General features: G+C 62.0%; 17 protein-coding genes. 3 read left to right on the top strand and 14 right to left on the bottom strand.

Annotated elements, in window-relative coordinates; translation table 11 throughout:
- Positions 1-16 precede the first annotated feature (16 nt).
- On the top strand, positions 17-463 hold the full coding sequence (locus FBY02_RS12570; protein ID WP_144927926.1) for an excinuclease: 447 nt from the start codon (positions 17-19) through the stop codon (positions 461-463).
- Positions 464-710: 247 nt separating this feature from the next.
- The gene (locus FBY02_RS12565; RefSeq protein WP_144927923.1) at positions 711-4730 is read left to right on the top strand and encodes a dermonecrotic toxin domain-containing protein; all 4020 of its coding nucleotides are present in this window, start codon (positions 711-713) and stop codon (positions 4728-4730) included.
- Positions 4731-4860: 130 nt separating this feature from the next.
- Here FBY02_RS12565 and FBY02_RS12560 read toward each other — a convergent pair whose 3' ends face one another.
- Entirely contained in the window at positions 4861-5775 is a 915-nt protein-coding gene (locus FBY02_RS12560) for a LysR family transcriptional regulator (protein ID WP_144927920.1), read from the bottom strand.
- A gap of 120 nt (positions 5776-5895) precedes the next feature.
- Here FBY02_RS12560 and FBY02_RS12555 point away from each other — a divergent pair, with 120 nt between their 5' ends.
- Positions 5896-7173 (top strand): MFS transporter, encoded by a 1278-nt coding sequence (locus tag FBY02_RS12555; RefSeq protein WP_144927917.1) that lies wholly within the window; start codon positions 5896-5898, stop codon positions 7171-7173.
- 41 nt (positions 7174-7214) lie between these two features.
- Here FBY02_RS12555 and gspM read toward each other — a convergent pair whose 3' ends face one another.
- The 13 genes from gspM to hemE all read right to left on the bottom strand — a co-directional run bounded on the left by gspM (position 7215) and on the right by hemE (position 19511).
- Positions 7215-7670 carry a type II secretion system protein GspM gene (gspM, locus tag FBY02_RS12550; protein ID WP_144927914.1) on the bottom strand — a complete coding sequence of 152 codons (456 nt, stop codon included), beginning with the start codon at positions 7668-7670 and terminating at the stop codon, positions 7215-7217.
- Positions 7670-8770 (bottom strand): type II secretion system protein GspL, encoded by a 1101-nt coding sequence (gene gspL / locus FBY02_RS12545; RefSeq protein WP_144927911.1) that lies wholly within the window; start codon positions 8768-8770, stop codon positions 7670-7672. The genes gspM and gspL overlap by 1 nt, the downstream gene beginning before the upstream one ends.
- Positions 8770-9615 carry a general secretion pathway protein GspK gene (locus FBY02_RS12540; protein WP_144927908.1) on the bottom strand — a complete coding sequence of 282 codons (846 nt, stop codon included), beginning with the start codon at positions 9613-9615 and terminating at the stop codon, positions 8770-8772. The genes gspL and FBY02_RS12540 overlap by 1 nt, the downstream gene beginning before the upstream one ends.
- Positions 9612-10145, bottom strand: a complete 534-nt coding sequence (locus FBY02_RS12535; RefSeq protein WP_144927905.1) for a type II secretion system protein GspJ — start codon at positions 10143-10145, stop codon at positions 9612-9614. The genes FBY02_RS12540 and FBY02_RS12535 overlap by 4 nt, the downstream gene beginning before the upstream one ends.
- Positions 10138-10521, bottom strand: coding sequence for a type II secretion system minor pseudopilin GspI (gene gspI / locus FBY02_RS12530; protein ID WP_144927903.1), 384 nt, complete (start codon positions 10519-10521; stop codon positions 10138-10140). The genes FBY02_RS12535 and gspI overlap by 8 nt, the downstream gene beginning before the upstream one ends.
- Positions 10514-10981: a type II secretion system minor pseudopilin GspH gene (gene gspH / locus FBY02_RS12525; protein ID WP_144927900.1), complete on the bottom strand. Its 468-nt coding sequence runs from the start codon at positions 10979-10981 to the stop codon at positions 10514-10516. The genes gspI and gspH overlap by 8 nt, the downstream gene beginning before the upstream one ends.
- Before the next feature lie 2 nt (positions 10982-10983).
- Positions 10984-11439, bottom strand: coding sequence for a type II secretion system major pseudopilin GspG (gene gspG / locus FBY02_RS12520; RefSeq protein WP_144927897.1), 456 nt, complete (start codon positions 11437-11439; stop codon positions 10984-10986).
- 3 nt (positions 11440-11442) lie between these two features.
- Positions 11443-12651 (bottom strand): type II secretion system inner membrane protein GspF, encoded by a 1209-nt coding sequence (gene gspF / locus FBY02_RS12515; RefSeq protein ID WP_144927894.1) that lies wholly within the window; start codon positions 12649-12651, stop codon positions 11443-11445.
- A gap of 4 nt (positions 12652-12655) precedes the next feature.
- Positions 12656-14128, bottom strand: coding sequence for a type II secretion system ATPase GspE (gene gspE / locus FBY02_RS12510; RefSeq protein ID WP_144927891.1), 1473 nt, complete (start codon positions 14126-14128; stop codon positions 12656-12658).
- Positions 14125-16041, bottom strand: a complete 1917-nt coding sequence (gene gspD / locus FBY02_RS12505; protein ID WP_178115361.1) for a type II secretion system secretin GspD — start codon at positions 16039-16041, stop codon at positions 14125-14127. The genes gspE and gspD overlap by 4 nt, the downstream gene beginning before the upstream one ends.
- Before the next feature lie 8 nt (positions 16042-16049).
- Positions 16050-16565 carry a type II secretion system protein N gene (locus FBY02_RS12500; protein WP_144927885.1) on the bottom strand — a complete coding sequence of 172 codons (516 nt, stop codon included), beginning with the start codon at positions 16563-16565 and terminating at the stop codon, positions 16050-16052.
- A 66-nt stretch (positions 16566-16631) separates the two neighbouring features.
- Entirely contained in the window at positions 16632-18098 is a 1467-nt protein-coding gene (gene gbpA / locus FBY02_RS12495) for an N-acetylglucosamine-binding protein GbpA (RefSeq protein WP_144927882.1), read from the bottom strand.
- A 345-nt stretch (positions 18099-18443) separates the two neighbouring features.
- Positions 18444-19511 carry a uroporphyrinogen decarboxylase gene (gene hemE / locus FBY02_RS12490; RefSeq protein ID WP_144927879.1) on the bottom strand — a complete coding sequence of 356 codons (1068 nt, stop codon included), beginning with the start codon at positions 19509-19511 and terminating at the stop codon, positions 18444-18446.
- Positions 19512-19579: the final 68 nt, after the last annotated feature.

Here is a 19579-nt window from a genome sequence, read left to right as displayed (position 1 = left end):
GGTCAAGGAGACCATGATGTCGCTGAAGAAAATCGCTGTTTGCGCCGCCCTGTTGCTCAGCACCCTGCCGACCCTCAGCCAGGCCCGTGATACCGCGCTGTACCTGCCTTTCGACAAGGTCGTCGCCGAAGCCATCCGCACCGGCAAGATCGATGGCAGCGTGAAGTTCTACCTGGCGGGCAACAAGCCGGCCGGCAACGTCACCGTGATCAGTCCCGGGGCGGTGACCAACAAGAAAACCAATGCCTTCAACAAGTCCGACGAAGCGGCCTGCGAATGGGTGCTGCAATCGGCGCTGATCAGTCTGCACCAGGCGGCCAAGAATGCTGGCGCCAACGCCGTGACCAACATCGTCAGCTTCTACAAGAGCAACGAGCGCAAGGACGCTACAACCTATGAATGCCATGCCGGTGCGATCATGGCGGGGGTTGCATTGAAAGGGGATCTGTCAAAGGTGCAGTGAGCCTTCCGGCATTGATGTAGCCTGGCCTGCCGCCATCGCGAGCAGGCTCGCTCCCACAGGGGTTCTGTGCCCGGCTCAGGCGTTTGGCCCACTGAGAATCCACTGTGGGAGCGAGCAAGCTCGGTTCCACAACGATCCACTGTCCCTCCTACCCTGCCCGACACCGCCACGTGCGGTATCTATCTACCACCCAGTCATCTCCTATCTCCAATAGGTTGTTCTTCCGAAAACCTCTCAGGAAGAGCACATGTTGGAGAACACCCCCTCACGGACTGATAGCCCGACAAACCCGAGTACCCCACTGTTAAACCTGCTGGAAACTTCGCAGCAACAGATGATCCGCCTGAACGGTGCCTTCCCACGTGCCTCCAGGGTGCTGGAGGAGCATCTTGATGACTGGTTCAACAGAACCTTCCCCGCCCTGCCTGACAACGTCATTGCCAAGGAAATATTCGTGTGCAGGCGAAAGGAAAAGGGCAAGACCACGACCCGCCTGGACACGCTTTTCTGGCGAGCGATTGCGGGTAAGTTGAACGTGCGCGAGTTCTTCGACGAGCCTGGCAACATTAACCTCGTCATTCATCAGAATGACGCCACGGACATGCCAGCTGCCCTGAATAGCAGCGATGCGAAGCACGAACTCAAGCAGCTGTTAAGCATCACGCCAGCCGCGTGCAAACAACTGTTGGCCCTGGCGCTGGATGACTTCTGGACCGGGCCTGCCGATTTCAGCCAGGGACGCAGCGTCAGCATCTGGCTGACCGAAGAATTGGCCGTACAACTCAAGGCCCAGGCAGACCTCCACAAGCTGGACGGCACGTTGAGCCCGTCGATGCATAAGGCCTTGGTGGAGCGCGTCTTGTCGGCGCCAGACGCGGCGTCTCGCGCGCGGATGGCGCATTACCAGCGACCCGGCGTCCATGGCTTGAGCGTGATTCCCCAGGGGTGGGCCGTCAGCGTGCCGGTACCGATGTGCGTGGCGCTGACCCAGCATGACGATGCCAGCCATTCGGGAGGCGCAGTGCTGTACCGTCCGGGCGAACCGCTGTACATCCACGAGGACCTTGCTGCGCTCAAGGCCAGCCTGCAAGAAGACGGCGACCCGGGAGACGAGATCGAAACGGCACCGATCACCGAGCACTTTCTCATGCGCTTGGTCAGCGAACTACGGACCGCGCAAAAGAACGCCGTAGGTGGCGTCTTTCTCTATGGTCCTGCAGAAACGGAGGAAATCGACGCCTGGGTGAGCAGGCTGGATGCGACGGCGAAATTGGCGAATCGGCTGGATCTGGCGGCCGCCCTGGATGAACGCGAACTGCGGCTGGGCCTGAAAAAACTCGATGATTGGTTGCACGCCAACCGCCACGTCACCGGCAGCGACCGTCTGGCGTGGTGGGAGGCGACCCGGGCATTGCAGACGACCATGGCGGAAACGGTTCCCGCGCAAGACCCCGTGGCGCTGGCGACCCCGGATGCGCTGCATGCCCGGACCCGCACCTTGTTGGCCGGCGTCATCCGCGAGAAATACCTACCGGTCGACCCTGAAGACGTGTCATTGAGTATCAGAAAACAGGTGATCGATCCGCATGCCCCCACCGGCGGTTCGCCGTTTGGCTCCGGGATATCCCAAGGCAGCGTGAGGGGGGTCATCGATGACCGTCGCTCCCTGACAGAGTGGGCGATGTCCAACCTGACGCTGGATGAACGCAATGCCTCTCGGCCCACCGTAGAAGGGCCGATGAGTTTTGCGCAGATTGTAGAGATCATCGAAAGGGCCAATGTCGGCGCCCGGCTGCCGACCGAGCTGCAGGCTGTCGCCCGGCAAACGCAGGCGCAATGGATGACCCTGAAAGCACAACAGATGCGAGCCCAGGTGTGGGCGGCCCACATCTCCGGCGACCTGCGGCACGACCGTGACAATACCGGGCTGAAACTGGTGCTGGCGGCGTTGGACAGCCCCACGGCGACAGGCCGCGGCAAGGTCGGCGGGCACGAAGTGGTGGTCCATCAACTGCACTGGGGCGATAGCGTACTGAAAGAAATACTGGCGTTTGGAGTCAAGGCCCTGGCGAGCCGCCCCTCGCTGACGCTGTACACGCCGGGCGCGCCGGACGGCAAAACGTTCCGTGACGTGGATGCGACCAGCAGCCGGACCTTGGAAGCCACCCTGGTGCAGACGCTTACCGCCACCCCGGAGATGACCCGCTGGCTCATCTCGCAGTTGCCATTACTGGAACAGGCCGAGCAGTTCGCGAGCCTGGTACCGCTGTCGGAAGACCTGACATTCGAGCAGAAGATCAAGAAAGTCGCGCAGTCCGTCTTCGCCTGGGTGAAGGACCGGGCTCAGAACGATTTCGCCAGGAAGATCGCTTCACCCGCGGTTGAAGCGAACCTGCTCCAGGTGCTGCATGAAACCCAGATAACCCACGCAATTAAAACCACGGAAATGCTGACGGTGAGCAATGCCGAGCGCGACAGCGCTGCCGCGCAGGAGGGACGCCGAAACGGGGTCATGCTGTTGACCGGCGCCATGTCGATGTTCCCGGTAGGGCGTTTGGGCGGTCTGTTGGGTCGCGCGATCCTGCCGACAATGGCGGGCGGTGCCGCGGTGTCGGCGATAAATGATGAAAATGGCAGCCTTCGCCAGTGGACGTCTGATTTCCTCAGCGGGCTGGGAGAGGTCATGGCCGAGGCCGGACAGGATCTGATCATGGCCCGCGCGGGACGTCGCCGCAGGCAAGCACGCCCGGCCCTGTCTTCCCTTCCCCGCATGCCGGATCCAGAGCTGGAGCCCTATCGTCTCAAAGGGTTTGACGGACATGAATTGATAGCCGAGGGACGCCACCGCTACCGCGACGCAAGCGGACAGGGCTACCTGAAGCTGGGCAAGGGTTACTACAAAACGGCGGTCCAGGCAGGCGAGCAAATCATTTACTCACCGAACAATCGCACGGACCAGCGGACAGTCACTTGGGAAAATGACGGCTGGCGCGTTGAAGAGCGGTATCGGTTACGCGGAGGCGGTGCGATCCAGAGCCTGCTCGGCCGGTCTCCGGAAACCCCGCAACAACGAACCTGCAATGCGTTGGTGGAGGGCGTGCTGGTCATGAATCGCTACCCCTCCCTCGAAGCAGTCAATACCGCCAGGGACATTTTCCAGTCCATGCCTGAAGCACTGGCCGAACGCCTTCTTCGCGAGAGCATGGCGGATATAGGTGCACTCGACATAAACCGCTACCACACCCAAATACTCGATTGGACTCAGGGGCGAGGCAACCTGTCCAGGCGCAAAGCCTTCCAGCAGGAATTATTGGACAAGATGAACACGTGGAGCATCGTGGCCCTTAGCAGTAAGGATATCGAAGCAAACGTATTCAACGTTACCCTGAACGACATTCAGAAAATAAAAATCTACGACACGATACTCTCACACAGGAGCATGTTCTTTACCGAAGACCGGATTCGGGTCAATACAACGATCATCACGGATAACATCACTGGCGCCGTATTCATGGCTTTCACCTCCAAAGGCAGCAGGAAGAAGGTGGCCATGGACAAGATCGCGCAAGACACCCGGGAAATGCTCAATGCCGTGGAGGCCAAGCTGGCTGCCAAGGCACAGGCGCTATTCCCGGGTAATGAGCCAGAAGCAAAGGCCGCCCGGAAAAAATACCTGGCCTCGGACGAATGCTATGACGAGTTGATCGCTGCTCTTCGGGAGGAAAAACAGCGCCGGCACAAGCCCGGGCTGCTGACGGAGATCAGAAACAATCGAGTGCCCTACATCATCGCCAACAAAGGCCGGACCCAACGCAACGTCATGTTGCTCACCGGCGAAGACATCACGAACTTCAGCCGTACACTCGCCAACTACGAACCGTTCGATATCGAGATCGTGACCCAGGCTCGAACCCACAAAGTGGAAGGTACCCTGCCCACCGTTACTCCCCCGACTCTACCCACCCCATCGCCGGCACCGGACAAGTTCACCGTCACCAACAGCCCATTGGCCGAAGCCCAGATGTCATACGCCAGCTTCTCGGAGGCGGCTAAAACCAGAATCGGAGTCATCACGGAAGATATCCGCGCGGGAAGGGTCACCACCAAGAAGATCAACCGATATTACTGGTACACCATGGCCCAACTGACTCCAGGAGGAGGCAAAGGCGCATGGCGCGCCGCGTTTGAACGCGAGGGCGATAGCTGGATACTCCGAGGGTTCTACGATTACCACGCCAATGGCCCAGCAACGGTTTGGGAAGGCTAAGAAAAAGGGCGCCGAAAGGCGAATAATGCCAGTCAGTTAAAGATCAAACGGCACAAACCCTGTGGGAGTAAAGCTTGCTCCCACAGGTTTATGGCTTAACTGATCGGCATTAGCCGAAAGGCACCCTTTTTCAAGCCGTCCTTCCAGAACCGGAAATACCCGTATTTTTAGCCAATAACTCCACAAACGCCTTCGCCATCGGCGAACGCTGGTCCTTACGCTGCACCAGCCACACCGCCGACACCGCCGCCGGATCGAGCAATGGCCGGTAGACCACGCCATCGACCCGTATCCGCTGATAGGACGCCGGCAGTACCGAGACGCCCAGCCCCGCCGCCACCAGACCGATGATGGTCATGGCTTCGCCGGCTTCCTGGGCAAAGTGGGGACTGAAACCGGCATCGCGGGCCAGGCTCAGTAGTTGCGCATAGAGACCGCTGCCGTAGCTGCGGGGGAAGAACACGAATGGCTCCTGGGCCAGTGCCGAGAGAAACAGTCCCTCGCCACTGCCCTGCGCCAGAGCGTGCTTGGAACTGAGCACCGCCACCAGCGGTTCGCGGCTGAGTTCGATTTCGGCCAAGGCATCGGGCAGCGGCAGGGGCCGCATGATGCCGATCTCGATTGTTTCGTCCAGCAACGCATCGGCCACCTGGGTACTGCTCATTTCCCGCAGGTTCAAGTGCACGGCCGGGAACCGCTGACGGAACGCAAAGATCGCCTGGGGAATGGTGGAGTTGAACGGCGCCGAAGAGGTGAAACCGATCTTCAGCTCACCCAGCTCCCCCTGTTGGGCACGACGAGCCACGTCGGCGGCCTTGTCAACCTGGGCCAGTACCCGCCGGGCCTCTTCGAGGAACAGCCGCCCGGCTTGGCTCAACTCGACCCGACGATTGGTACGTTCAAACAGACGTGCGCCGATCTCCTGTTCCAGCGCCTGGATCTGCTGGCTCAGAGGCGGCTGGGAAATCCCCAACGCCAGCGCCGCGCGGCCGAAATGCAGCTCTTCAGCCACGGCGATGAAGTAACGCAGGTGACGCAATTCCATAGGCTATCCAATAGGTCGAAGAACGTCTTAAACAGGTCGAACAATATATTGGATAGAAACATTAGCCGGCTATATGCTTTTTTCACTGCCTGCCCTGATCGTGCTCCTGCGAGGTCCATCGTGAAAACTGCTGTCGCGCCACTGGCCCATGAAATACCACCCCGCGTGCAGGGCGACGTCGTTACCGAATTGAAGGACATCTACATCGAGAAAGGCACGCCGATGTTCACGCGTACGGTCCTGGCGTTGTTCTGCGGTGGTTTTGCGACCTTTGCCCTGTTGTATTGCGTGCAACCGATGATGCCGTTGCTGTCCAGGGAGTTTTCCGTCAATGCGGCGCAAAGCAGCCTGATCCTGTCGGTGGCCACTGGCCTACTCGCCGTCGGCCTGTTGATCACCGGACCGATATCCGATCGCATCGGCCGCAAGTCGGTGATGGTCACCGCACTGTTCGCCGCCGCATTGTGCACGGTGGCCAGCGCCATGATGCCGACTTGGCATGGCGTACTACTGCTCCGGGCCTTGGTGGGGCTGTCTTTGAGTGGATTGGCCGCCGTCGCGATGACCTACCTGAGTGAAGAGATCCATCCCAAGCACATCGGCCTGGCGATGGGTCTGTACATCGCCGGCAATGCCATCGGTGGCATGTGCGGACGCCTGATCACCGGCGTGCTGATCGATTTCGTCAGCTGGCACACCGCGATGCTGGTGATTGGCGGCCTCGCCCTGATTGCCGCGGCGGTGTTCTGGAGGATCCTGCCCGAGTCGCGCAACTTCCGCCCGCGCTCGCTGCACCCACGCAGCTTGCTGGACGGCTTCACCCGGCACTTTCGCGATGCTGGCTTACCATTGCTGTTCCTCGAAGCCTTCGTGCTGATGGGCGCCTTCGTGACGCTGTTCAATTACATCGGCTATCGCCTGCTGGCCGAGCCTTATCATCTGGATCAGGCCTTCGTTGGACTGCTGTCGGTGGTGTACCTGTCGGGCATCTACAGCTCGGCCAAAGTCGGCGCACTGGCTGACAAGCTTGGCCGACGCAAGATGCTCTGGGCCACCATCGCACTGATGCTCGCCGGGCTCGCCCTGACCATGGCCACACCCCTGGTGCTGGTGATCCCGGGCATGCTGGTCTTCACGTTCGGGTTCTTCGGCGCCCACTCGGTCGCCAGCAGCTGGATCGGCCGTCGCGCCCTGACCGCCAAGGGGCAGGCATCGTCGCTTTATCTGTTCAGCTATTACGCTGGCTCGAGCGTGGCCGGCACCGCTGGCGGCGTGGCCTGGCACCTGGGTGGATGGAACGGTGTCGGCCTGTTCATCGGCGCGTTGCTGCTGGTGGCGTTGTCGGTGGCGCTAAAACTGGCGAAGTTGCCGGTGTTGCCAGGTAACACCCAAGTCTGACCCCTGTGGTGAAGGGATATGATGGACACCTGTCCAGCCAATCATTGACGCAACATCACCCGCGCTTCCAGCACGCCATCACGGGTTTCCAAGGCCAGCGATCGCACGACCGCGCCGTCCCGCTCGTGACGATCCAACCAATGGAGCAATGGATTGGCATCGCCCGTGACGGTCAGCCGCAACGCATCGCCCTCGATCTCCATTTCGGCTATTTCCAAGCCCGCCGCGGTCGCACTGTCGTTGACTCGTACCGACAACGGACGCAGCGCGGCGCCGGCATCCCGGTCGGGCTCGGCGCGCTGGATTCGTGCAGTCAGTTGCACCTGTTGGCGGTACTGTCGCTCAGCGATCTCCAGGCGTTGACGGGTGGGTTGCCAGACCGAGGTATAACCCACGACCACCAGGACCAGCCCGGCGAGGCCCAGCAACAACCGTTGCTCGCGGCAGGACATGCTTTCCCAGGCCTGCTTCAGGTGTGTCCATCCATTGAGGCTCATCAACTGTCCTCCAGGGTAAGCGTCGCCTGTACCCGGTTGTTGTGCTTGCTGGCGCTGCCCAAGGTGAGCGGCAGACCGTTTTGCTGCCCGCGCTCACGCAGTTGCTCAAGTTCGATGAAGCTGTTGGCGGTCAGCTGGATTTTCCAGCCTTCTTGCTCGCGAAACTCAATGTGCTGTACCTCGACATGGCTGGCGCCAACCACCTGTTCCGTCAGGCGGACCAGCCGAGCGACCTGGGTGAGCGGATTCTCAACACGGCGCTGCTGCAATGCCTGGAACTGAGCTGCCAGGTCAACGACAGGATCCTGTCCGGGATACAGCGACTTGAATTGCTGTTCGGCTTGCACATGCAGACGGCGGGTTTCGTTTTGCAGAAAACCGATGCGAACTTCAGTGAACGCCCAGGCAAGCAGGAACATGCCCAGCGCGGCCGCCGCCGCACCGCGCCAGGGTAGACGCTGACGCCGCCGGAACTCGCCCTGCAGCAGATCGATGGGATGCCCCTCGTTGCTCAGTAGCCACTCGTCGATGCCAGGGCGGTCGGTGGCCTCGTCCAGCCAGTGGATGTCTGCGGACAGGCTCGGCTTGAGTGTTGCCAAGGCTTGGGCCGACAGCGCCATCCGCGCCGGCAACGCCCCGCCCAACAGCCAGCGGCCGAACCAGCGCACCCCGAAAGCCTTGTCCTCGGCGATCAGCTCGGCATCGACATGTATCGCTCGTGCATCGATGCCATGTTCGTCGAGCAACGCCAGCAGCGCCTGGAACCGGGCCCGCTGGATCACCAGCAGCGGATAGCGCTGCTGACGGTCCCGTAGACCGATGCCGATGTGCAGCACCTCCAGGTTCTCGCTCAACTGCTCTTCGATGGCGAATGCCAGGGCCTGAGGTCGGGGCTGGCGTCGAGAGGGCCAGGGATCGCTGCGCATCCAGCTGCACATTTCCATCGGCAACAGGACATCGACGAGCCGCCCGCTCAACTCGCGAGCGGCTTCGTGCAAAGGCAGGCAACGGCGTTCACCCGAGGGCGACCACACACAACAACGCCAATTCGCACTTGGGATGCCCATGCCTTCGGCGGTCAGGTAAAGCCAGGTTTTCATCAAGGAAGCTCACTGGAGTTGATGGGTAAGAAACGGCGCTGACGAATATTCCACTGCCCCGTCACGGGATCGCGTTCGATGTCCGAGGCCAGGCGCAGGTGACGGTCCGCGTGAGTCACGCTCACGGTGATCCGGAACCAGCGGCTGCTCACACCCAGGCCATGGCTGCTCAGGCCCAGGCCGGACAACAACGGGTCACTGGTGAAGGCCTGGACACTCGTGTAGGGAGTGTCGGCACGCCGCGCAATCACGGCGTTTGCAGCGCCGGCATCCATGCCGTCCAGGGTCATCAGGACACGCTGCGGTGCGGTATTGATATTCAGCTGCGCGTCCATGGGCAACACCGCCACCCAAGGTTCCAGGCGTTGCAGGGTCTGACCGTCGATACCCGGCAACAGACGCAACTGACTCAACTCCTGAACGGCGCCGACCTGGGGCAACAACAGCTCCGGTAAATCCAGCAGGCTGAGCAACCGGGCCCAGCGTCCCAAGGTCACTTGATCGACTTGCCCGCGGGCCAACAATGGACTGAGGTTCAGGCGCCCGGACAGGTCTTCGATATCGACCTCGATCCCGGCGTCGTCCAGCGTCAGGACAGGCGCCAGCCGGGCCCAGTCCTGGCTCAGGCCAATGGGCCCGGCCTGGGTGTTCACGCTGTCTTCCAGCACTGCGTGCGCCCAGGCCTCAGCGGCCAGCCCCAATTGGCGCAACTGGACCTGCTGCAACTGCTGCGCGCTGCTGCTCAACAACAGGCGATGGCTGCGCAGCATTCCACCGACCAGCAGCAACGCCAGACTCAACACCAGCAGCACACTGATCAATGCCACCCCACGTTGATGCGTCATGGCAACACTCCCGGCAACAGCAGCACCCGACGGATCTGTTCGAAGCGCCCTGCCGATACATTCAGTTCCAATGCCAGCGGCCAGTCGTCGCCCGCGGTTTCGCCGTGCCAACCCCGTTGCGGGTCAAACAGGCGCCAGCTCAAACTGCGTACATCATCGAGCAGTTTCTGCCGCTGCACGGTGGCCGCTCCCTCGCCAAAGCTGTCGCGCCACAACGCTGCGTCTTCGAGTCGATAGCTCACCATCTGCCGTTCGCTGCGGGGCTGGTCCAGCGGATTGCGCCAATGGCTACGCTGCAATTGCAGTTGCCCCGGCGCGAGCACGACGGACCCGGCCACGGCCTGCCATACATCGCGCTCGATCACGCCCACGGCGCGCTGCAACGCCCTGATGTCCCGCTCATGCTGACCAGCCCCTTGCTGAGTACGCACGACGGTGTCGAACAGACGCCAACCGGCGAGGCCGAGCAGCGCAAAGAGAGCGATGGCGATGACCAGTTCAAACAAGGTGAACCCCGACTGTCTATTCATGACGATTGCGGATCCACCCGGTCATTTGATGTACGGCGGACGAGCCGCCGGCGCGACTGACCTGGATCTCGACTTGAAGCAGACGCGGGTCGCGGACCGGGACAATGCGCTGTTGCAGCGTCCAGTCGCGACGATCCAGAGACCGGGTCAGCTGCTGTCGGCCCGGTGCAGTGGCGGCTTGCAGGCGCAGCTCGCTCAACTGGTTGTCGGCCAGCCAGGCACCGAACAGACGGTCCTCAAGCGCGACACTTTGTCTGAGCACGAATTGGCTGGCCGACAGCGCTGCCGCTGCCACCGTGGCAAAAATCGTCAGGGCGATCATGACCTCCAGCAAGGTAAATCCCTTGCAAGCGGCCGGTCCGCGAATCTCACTCATCGATCGACGGCTCCGCCAGTCCATCGCTCGACACCCGCGCAATACGCTGACCGGCGACTTTAACCAGCAACCTGAACGGGCTGATCTCATCGCTGCTGAGCATCAGCAATTGCGGTGCGCCTGATGTCTCGTCGAGGCCCCAGGCGTGGCCGTCCTGCTCCAACCCGAATGTCATGCCTTCAGGTAACCGGTGCATGGGCGCCACCGCGGTCCAGCTCCGGGCATCGAGTCGCAATGCCTGATAGCCACGAGGCTGTACCCGCACACCGTATTCCAACCCATCCAATACCGCCCGCTCGCGCAACTGCTGCACCACACCAATGAAGTCCTGGGCTTGCTGCCGGGCCTCACGCGCCGGGCTCGGCCCGATGGCGAGGCTGACCATGCCCGCCAACACGCCGATCAGGACGATGACCACCATCAACTCCAGCAGGGTGAAACCCCGACAGCGACGGTGCATGCTCATTCGCTCCAGTTGCCGATGTCGGCCGCCGCGCCGTCACCGCCCGGTTCGCCATCGGCCCCCAGCGAGTACAGGTCGTAGCTGCCATCGGCGGCCTTGAGACCAGGGTTGAGGTACTGATAGGGCGTGCCCCAGGGATCGATCGGCAGGCTCTTCAGATAGCCCTGGGGGTTCCAGTTTCTTGCCGCCGGCGTGCCGGACGGACGTTTACTCAGTGCCTCCAGACCCTGCCGGGTCGAGGGATAATGGAAGTTGTCGAGCCGGTACATTTCCAGCGCAGTGGAAATTGCCTGGATATCGGTGCGGGCGGCCGTGACCTTGGCTTGATCGGGTCGGCTCATGAACTGTGGCACCACCATGGCGCCCAGCACGCCGATGATGACCACCACCACCATGATTTCGATCAGCGTAAAGCCGCGTTGTAGCCGTGCGGGCCGGTTGTTTTGAAGTTTCATCGATCAATTCACCAATTGGTTGAGGCTCAAGATAGGCAGGAGAATGGCCATGACGATCAGCAGCACAACGCCGCCCATCACCACCAACATGGCCGGTTCGAAAAGGCTCACCACCAGCGCGATCCGCGCCGCGAGGCTGGCCTCCTGTTGTTCGGCGGCACGGGCCAGCATGCGATCCAGTTCACCGACCCGTTCACCGCTGGCGATCATGTGCAGCATCAGCGGCGGAATATCGCCGCCGAGTTCCAGGCCTCGGGTCAGGGTTCCGCCCTCACGCACCGAACGGGCGACATCGGCCATGCGGGCGCGGATAGTCAGGTTGCCGATGACCTGTGCGGCGATGTGCAAGGCCTCGACCAGGGGCACGGCGCTTTGGCTCAGAATCGCCAGGGTGCTGGCGAATCGGGCGGCTTCCATCGCCCGTAACCCGTCGCCCAACAACGGCAACCTGAGCAGCAGACGATGCCAGCGCAGGCGCCACAGCGGTTGGCGCAGGCTCCAGCGCCACAACCCGAGCCCTCCGACCAGGGCCATGAACATCAGCGCCCCATAGCGGCGCAACCCATCGCTCACCGCGATCAGCGCCTGGGTGAGCCAGGGCAATCGCTGGCCACTGTCGATGAAAATCTTCACCACGTCCGGCACCACATAGCCCAGCAGGAAAGCGACAATCGCAACGCAGGCCAGCAGCAGAATCAGCGGATACACCAGCGCCAACTGAATGCGCTGGCGAGACGCCTGGCGCGCCTGGGTATAAGTCGCCAGCTGCTCCAGCACCTGGCCCAGATGACCGGACTGTTCGCCCGCCGCGACGGTGGCGCAGAACAGTTCAGGAAATGCCTGGGGAAACGCTTTCAATGCCGTGGCCAATGCGTGGCCTTCCATTACCCGCGTGCGCACCGCCGACAACAGGTGGACGACGCGACGCTTCTGGCTCTGTTGCGCCACGGCCCGCAGGGACTCTTCGAGGGGTAGCCCGGCCTGGATCAGCGTGGAGAGCTGCAACGTCAACAACGCCAGGTCGGCCGAGCTCAGACGCCCTCCGACGAAGCCCGCGCCCAGGGTGGCTTGCGCCTCGCCCTCGCGCAGCTCCCAAGGCAGCAACCCGCGTTCGCGCAATAACTGACGGGCATGACGGGCACTATCGGCCTCCACCCGCCCCTTGCAGCGCCGCCCTTGGGCATCCTCGGCCCGATAGTCGAAAGTCGGCATCGCGCTAATCCTCCTGAGTGATGCGTAGCAGTTCATCGACACTGGTCAGGCCTTCCAGGACCCGCTGGCGCCCGTCCTGGAACAGGCTGCGGGAGGTCTTGCGCGCCTCGGCCGCCAGCGCCGGTTCGGCAGCCCCCTGGTGAATCAGTTGCGACAACGGGCCGCTGACACTGACCAGCTCATAAATGCCGAAACGCCCCCGGTAACCTGCCTGGCATTCATCGCACCCCCGGGCCCTGAACAGCCGAGGTCCAGCCTCGGCCTCGAGCCCGAGGCGCCGACAGGTGGCGGCATCGGCGACATAGGGCGTCTTGCAGGATGGGCACAGGGCTCGCAACAATCGTTGAGCGACGATGCCGGCCAGGGACGAGGCCAGCAGGTAGGCGTCCACGCCCATGTCCACCAGCCGCGTGATCGCGCCGACGGCGCTGTTGGTATGCAGGGTCGACAACACCAGGTGACCGGTCAGGGAAGCCTGGACCGCGATTTCGGCCGTCTCGCGGTCACGGATCTCGCCCACCATCACCACATCCGGGTCCTGGCGCAAAATGGCTCGCAGGCCACGGGCGAAGGTCATGTCGACCTTCTGATTGACCGGCATCTGGCCGATGCCCGGCAAGTGGTATTCGATCGGGTCTTCGACGGTGAGGATGTTGCGGCTCTGGTGGTTGAGGCTGCTGAGCGCCGCGTACAGGCTGGTGGTTTTCCCCGAGCCCGTGGGGCCGGTCACCAACACGATACCGTGGGGTTTGGCGAGCAACCGACGCAGGCTCGCCAGGGTATCGTCCGGCAGGCCCAGGCGTGGCAGATCCAGGCGCCCGGCCTGCTTGTCGAGCAGGCGCAACACCACTCGCTCGCCATGGGCCGACGGCAGCGTCGAGACCCGTACATCGACCTCATGCCCGGCCAGCCGCAACGCCATCCGACCGTCCTGAGGCAGGCGTTTTTCAGCGATATCCAAGTGCGCCATGACCTTGATCCGCGAGACCAGCAGGCTGGCCAGCTCACGGCGCGGACGCAGCATTTCCCGCAGTTGGCCGTCGACCCGCATGCGGACCGACAGGTATTGCTCGTAGGTTTCCAGATGCACGTCCGACGCCTGTTCGCGGACCGCTTCGCTGAGCAGTGCGTTGATCAAGCGGATGATCGGTGCATCGCCCTGCTGCTCCAGCAAATCGGCGGTCTGTGGCAGCTGATCAGCCAGGCTGAGCAAGTCCAGTTCCTCGTCCAGCCCTTGAGCCACCTGTTCGGCAGCGCTCTGGCCCTGGCGATAGACACAGGCCAGGCGCGTGGCGAATTGCGCAGGTTCCAGCACCTGGATCGGCAGTTCCCGACCACATCGCCGGCGAACCTCAGCCAGCGCAGTCAGCGGCGTATCGCAACGCATCACCAGACTCGCGGTCGCCCCTTCGCCGTCCAGCAGCACGCCGTGGCGCCGGGCAAAACCAAAGGGCAGCGGGGCCAGGGACTCGCTCACAGATTCCCCCGATTCTGCAGCAGCGGATCTGTCGACGACGGCTCCATGGAGGACTCGAACAGCTGGCGAGCGTCGCGGGGCAGCAACAGCGAATTATTCTGCCGCGCGCCCGGCTTGCTCAATTCCCGAAGCGCGTCGTAGCGCTGGCGACTGACATCCGCGAGGTCTTCCTTGCCGCGCACGATGGTCGGCCGCAGAAACACCATCAGGTTGCTTTTGGTCTGGGTGTCGCGGGTCCAGCGAAACAGCGCACCCAGGTACGGAATGCTGCGCAACAGCGGAACGCCGCTTTCCTGGGAACGGACATCGTCGCGGATCAGACCGCCGATCACGATGATCTCGCCGTCGTCCGCCAGGATCGTGCTCTTCAGGGCACGCTTGTTGGTGATCAGGTCCGAGGAATCCACGCCAGCAACAGACGGGGCGATGTCCGAGACTTCCTGCTGGACCTCGAGACGCAAGGAGGAACCCTGGTTGATGTAGGGCTTGATCTTGAGGCTGATGCCGACGTCCTTGCGCTCCACCGTGGTAAAGGGATTGTCCGCACCGCTACCGCTGGTGGAGTAAGAGCCGGTCTTGAACGGCACGTTCTTGCCGACCATGATCTCCGCCTCCTGGTTATCCAGAGTCAGCAGGCTGGGCGTAGACAGCAGGTTGCTGCGGGTATTGCTCGCCAGGGCCGATATCAGCGCACTGAAGCGATCGCCGCCCAACCGCAGGAGTACGCCATCGACGTCCTTGGGGTTCAGCTCGCCGATGATCGGAGTGTTGGTTCCCGAAAAATTGATGAACCCCTCCGCGCTGCCACTCTTGATCCCCCACTGCACCCCCAGCGCTTCGGCTATGTCTCCGGAAATTTCAACGATGGCGGCATGGATGAGCACCTGGGCCCGGGGTTGGTCCAACTCCCGGACGATATTTTCGATGGTGCGGACCTGGGCCGGTTCGGCGATCAACACCAGGGCATTCTGGCTTTCGTCGGCCTTGATCATGAACGGGTTGGCGGCAGTGCTTTCCCGGAGACCGGCCTGGGTCGGTGCGGCCTTCTTGTCTTGCCCGACGCCTTCCAGCACCTCGGCCAATTGCTTGGCATCGCTGTGGCGCAGGCGGATGACCCGCGCAGTGTCCTCGGCTACAGAGGCCGGAACGTCCAGGGTCCGGGCCAGCTCGGACAGGCGCTGACGCACCCGCGGTGCGCCGATGATCACCAGGCGATTGCCGCGCGCGTCGGCAATCACCGAGCCGGCGGTATCGCCCTCGCGCTTACTGCCGGAAGCTTCCAGGATCGACGCGACATCCCCCGCCCTGGCATGACGCAACTGCACCACCTCATGATTGCGGTTGCGTCCCGAGTCCAGCTGCTGCGCGACCCGGGTGATGCGCTGCACATTGGCGGCCGTGTCGGTTACCACCAGCGCGTTGGAGGAAACCGAAGGCCCGATGTAGCCCGCGCCCGATACCAGCGGGCGGATCAGTCCGGCAACGTCGGCCGCAACGGTCGACTGCAAGTCGATGACCCGAGTGACGAACTGCGAGGGTGCCGGGTCCTTCGTATCGTCGGCACCGGCCCGGGTCCTGCCATCGGCAACCGGAGTGATCAGGATCCGCTCGCCTTCATCGATCACGGTGAAGTTGTGGGCATCGAGTACCGAATAAAACAACCGCCGCACGCCTTCGCGATCCAAGGCTTCACGAGACATGACGGAGATGCGCCCTGACACCCTCGGATCGAGCACTACGGTCTTGCCCAGGATTGCGGATATTTCTTCGACCACGTCGCGCAATTCGGCATTGTTCATCGCCAATTGCCAACGCGCCTCCTCGGCCCGCGCCACGTCGGCAAACACCCACGGACAGGACACGACAAGACAGAGCAACACGTGGGAAACACGGCTGCGGATAACGCTGTTCATCAATTCGATCACTCTGAATGCCCGGCCACCGGGCGTATGTATTGCGAGGAATAGGCTGTTGCAGGGCGCTCATCTTCGAGACCCACCCGGCGCAGCCAAGGCTTTGCCTCTTGTTTCAGGGCCAGGCGTTCTTCACGCCCGTTGCGCCACAACGTCACATGATCGGCCTCCACCCGGCGCAGCACGCTGCCACTGGGCAGGCGCTCGCCCACCCGGTAGATGCGCGCGCCCGCAGCGTCAGCCAGCAACGCCCGCGACAAGCCCTGGGCGACGACAAAACTGGCTTGCAAGGTCATCGTCTCGGTGCTGGGTGCATGGACGCCTGCAGGCGTGAGGCCGAGCACGGTCGCCACGGCTTGGACGTTGGGCGAGCGGTCAACCGGAACGGCCGGCGACTCGGCGACCACCGGTACTTCATGATCCAATGCCTGGCGAAAACGCCACTCCTGCCCGGCCAGGAATACGCCATGCAACAGCGGCACGAGCCACAGTGCGTGCCGTGCGAAAAAATAACTTGAATGCATCACCGCGCTCTCGCTTGAAGACGCCAGGCAACCCCTACGGATTGCCTGGCGTCGTCCTGTCAGGACTTACAGCTTGTCCCAGGCGCTCTGCCAGGAAGCACCGACCCCGGGCTCGAAACCGTTCGCCGTCGGGCTGTACTGCTTGCAGTAACCGGACGCGGGGAACGGCTTGCACTCGAAGACCTCGTTGGTCTTGGGCTGCAGCACCTTGGTACCGGCGGTGTATTCACCGAGGTTTTCAGGGAATACGAAATCGTATTCGACGTCTGCGCCCTCGCCGGTCAGGGTGACACTGCGAGTCTCCTGGCGCGTGGTCCGCCCGTCCTCGGTGGTACCCACCAGCGTCAGGGTGTGGACACCCGGGGCACTGCGCACGTCCATGCTCAGCCCGGTGTTGCCTTCACCTGCGGATTGGCTCACAACCCCGACCGGCTTGTTCTTCTCATCGAGCAACGTGGCTTCCAGGTTCATCCTGCGGTTTGTCTGCGCAGCGAACGTCATGTTGACGCGGCCCTTGTCGAGTACATATTCCGGTTGCAGGGAAGCAATCGTCATGCTGGCGCCAGCGTCTTCCTGCATATCCAGTTGCACTTCATACCGGCTTACGCCGCTTTCTTTCTGGGCATACAGATTGTTGGTACCTCGAACCGGGGTGATATTGCCCTCATCGTCGCGAATACCCGCACGAATCAGCGGATGGGCCGTGTTGATCGCTTCGGCCAGTTTGAACGACCAGTTCTCAGGCCGGCCTTCCTCGGCGGAGTCAATGCCGATAGTCACGCTGTAGGGGGGATTTTCGCCAGTGGCGGAGAACGCCCGCGCCTTGACCTTGTCACCCACCAGCAATGGGGTCGACGACGCAATGCTGCCCACCGGCGACCAACCGCCCGGCAGCGCGGCTTCGGCGAGGATGTTCACATCCGCCGGGTCGTAGAATGCATTGTCAGTGTCCCCCACCGTCCAGACCGCCAGGATCACATGATGTCCCGTCTTGCTGTCGGGTATGACGCAGTTGTGCCTGTCACCCGGCTTCGGGGTCTGGTTGCCGCCATCCACGGTGCAGAACGGCGTACTGTCGAACGAAGCACGCTTGAGCGCTTCGTTCGGGTTCCAGCCATCGCGGGTAATGAAGTATTCATGCCGGGTCGCCGGGTGTACGGCGGTGTATTGCCACTGGAAAGCGATGTTGCGATCGCGGATCTCGGTCAGGTGCCAACGCGTGGCCGACTGCGCATCGAGGGCGGAAAACAGCGGGTGACCACCGCTGGCAATTTTTCCGTCGATGGGCCCTTGCAGGGGAGCACCGCCCGCTCCGTTGGGGAATCCCTTGAAGGTTTCACCCGTGCTCTGGGGCTCGAATTGCGCACCACCGCAGTTCTGGTTTTCACCTTTCTGGCACAACAGAGCACGCGAAGGCGGAACCTCAAGGAAGCCATGGGCAAGCGTTCCCTGGGACACCATCAAGCTTGATAGGAGAACTAAGGAAGAAGCACATCCCTTTAGTATCGTGCTCTTGTTGAAGTTGTTTTTCATATAAGTTCCAGACTAGTCATTCGAGATTGGGAAAGACGTATCACCGTCGTCTTGAAAGGCAAGCAGGAGTGCTCAGCACCGTACCTCTCAAGCGCCGAACCTTATCGAAAACTTAAAACTTGCTATGTAGGGTAAATCTCTCTAGATAGAAGGAAGGATCTCTGAATCTGTTTTTCTTACATGGCGAAAGAAACTTCTTACACATAAGACGCTAACCAGCATAAACAACAAACACGCTGGCTTTAATAACCGGCTAGTTGACGTTGAATAGATAAACAGCACACACAAAAAAAGCCTGTCCGACACAGGGCCGGACAGGCTTTTGGGCGGGATCCGCGCAGGCTGCTAGGCGTGATATTGCGCCGACAACTCATGCACCGCCCGCAGGAATGCACCAGCATGTTCCGGATCGACTTCCGGGGTAATGCCATGGCCGAGGTTGAACACATGACCGCTGCCCTTGCCATAACTGGCGAGGATACGCCCGACTTCAGCGCGGATGGCTTCAGGCTTGGCGTAGAGCACGGTGGGGTCCATGTTGCCTTGCAGGGCGACCTTGTGACCGACACGCTCGCGGGCATTGCCGATGTCGCAGGTCCAATCCAGGCCCAAGGCGTCGGCACCGGCCTCGGCGATGCTTTCCAGCCACAGGCCGCCGTTCTTGGTGAACAGGATCACCGGGACTTTGCGACCCTCATGCTCGCGGATCAGGCCGCTGACGATCTTGCGCATGTAAGCCAGGGAAAATTCCTGGTATGCCGCCGCCGACAGGTTGCCGCCCCAGGTATCGAAGATCTGCACCGCTTGTGCACCGGCCAGGATCTGGCCGTTGAGGTAGGCCGTCACCGACTGCGCCAGCTTGTCCAGCAACAGGTGCATGGCTTGCGGATTGTCGTAGAGCATGGCCTTGGTCTTGCGGAAATCCTTCGACGAGCCGCCTTCGACCATGTAGGTGGCCAGGGTCCACGGGCTGCCGGAGAAGCCGATCAGCGGCACGCGACCGTTGAGTTCGCGGCGGATGGTACTGACCGCGTCCATGACATAGCCCAGGTCCTTCTGCGGATCGGGAATCGGCAGCGCTTCGATATCGGCCAGGGTGCTGACGACTTTCTTGAAACGCGGACCCTCGCCCGTCTCGAAGTACAGGCCCTGCCCCATGGCGTCGGGAATGGTGAGGATGTCGGAGAACAGGATGGCCGCGTCCAGCTGCGGGTAGCGATCCAGCGGTTGCATGGTCACTTCGCAGGCGAACTGGGCGTTCATGCACAGGCTCATGAAGTCACCGGCCTTGGCGCGGCTGGCGCGGTACTCTGGCAGGTAGCGGCCGGCCTGGCGCATCATCCACACAGGGGTAACGTCTACGGGTTGCTTGAGCAGGGCGCGCAGGAAACGGTCGTTCTTCAGGGCAGTCATGTCGGCATCCGGAAAAAAAGTGCGGGCATGGTCTCAAAAGACAGCGGCAAGCGGCAAGCTACAAGCCG

The organism is Pseudomonas sp. SJZ078 (assembly GCF_007828255.1).
Classification (GTDB): Bacteria; Pseudomonadota; Gammaproteobacteria; order Pseudomonadales; family Pseudomonadaceae; genus Aquipseudomonas.
This window is presented reverse-complemented; position numbering and strand designations above follow the sequence as displayed.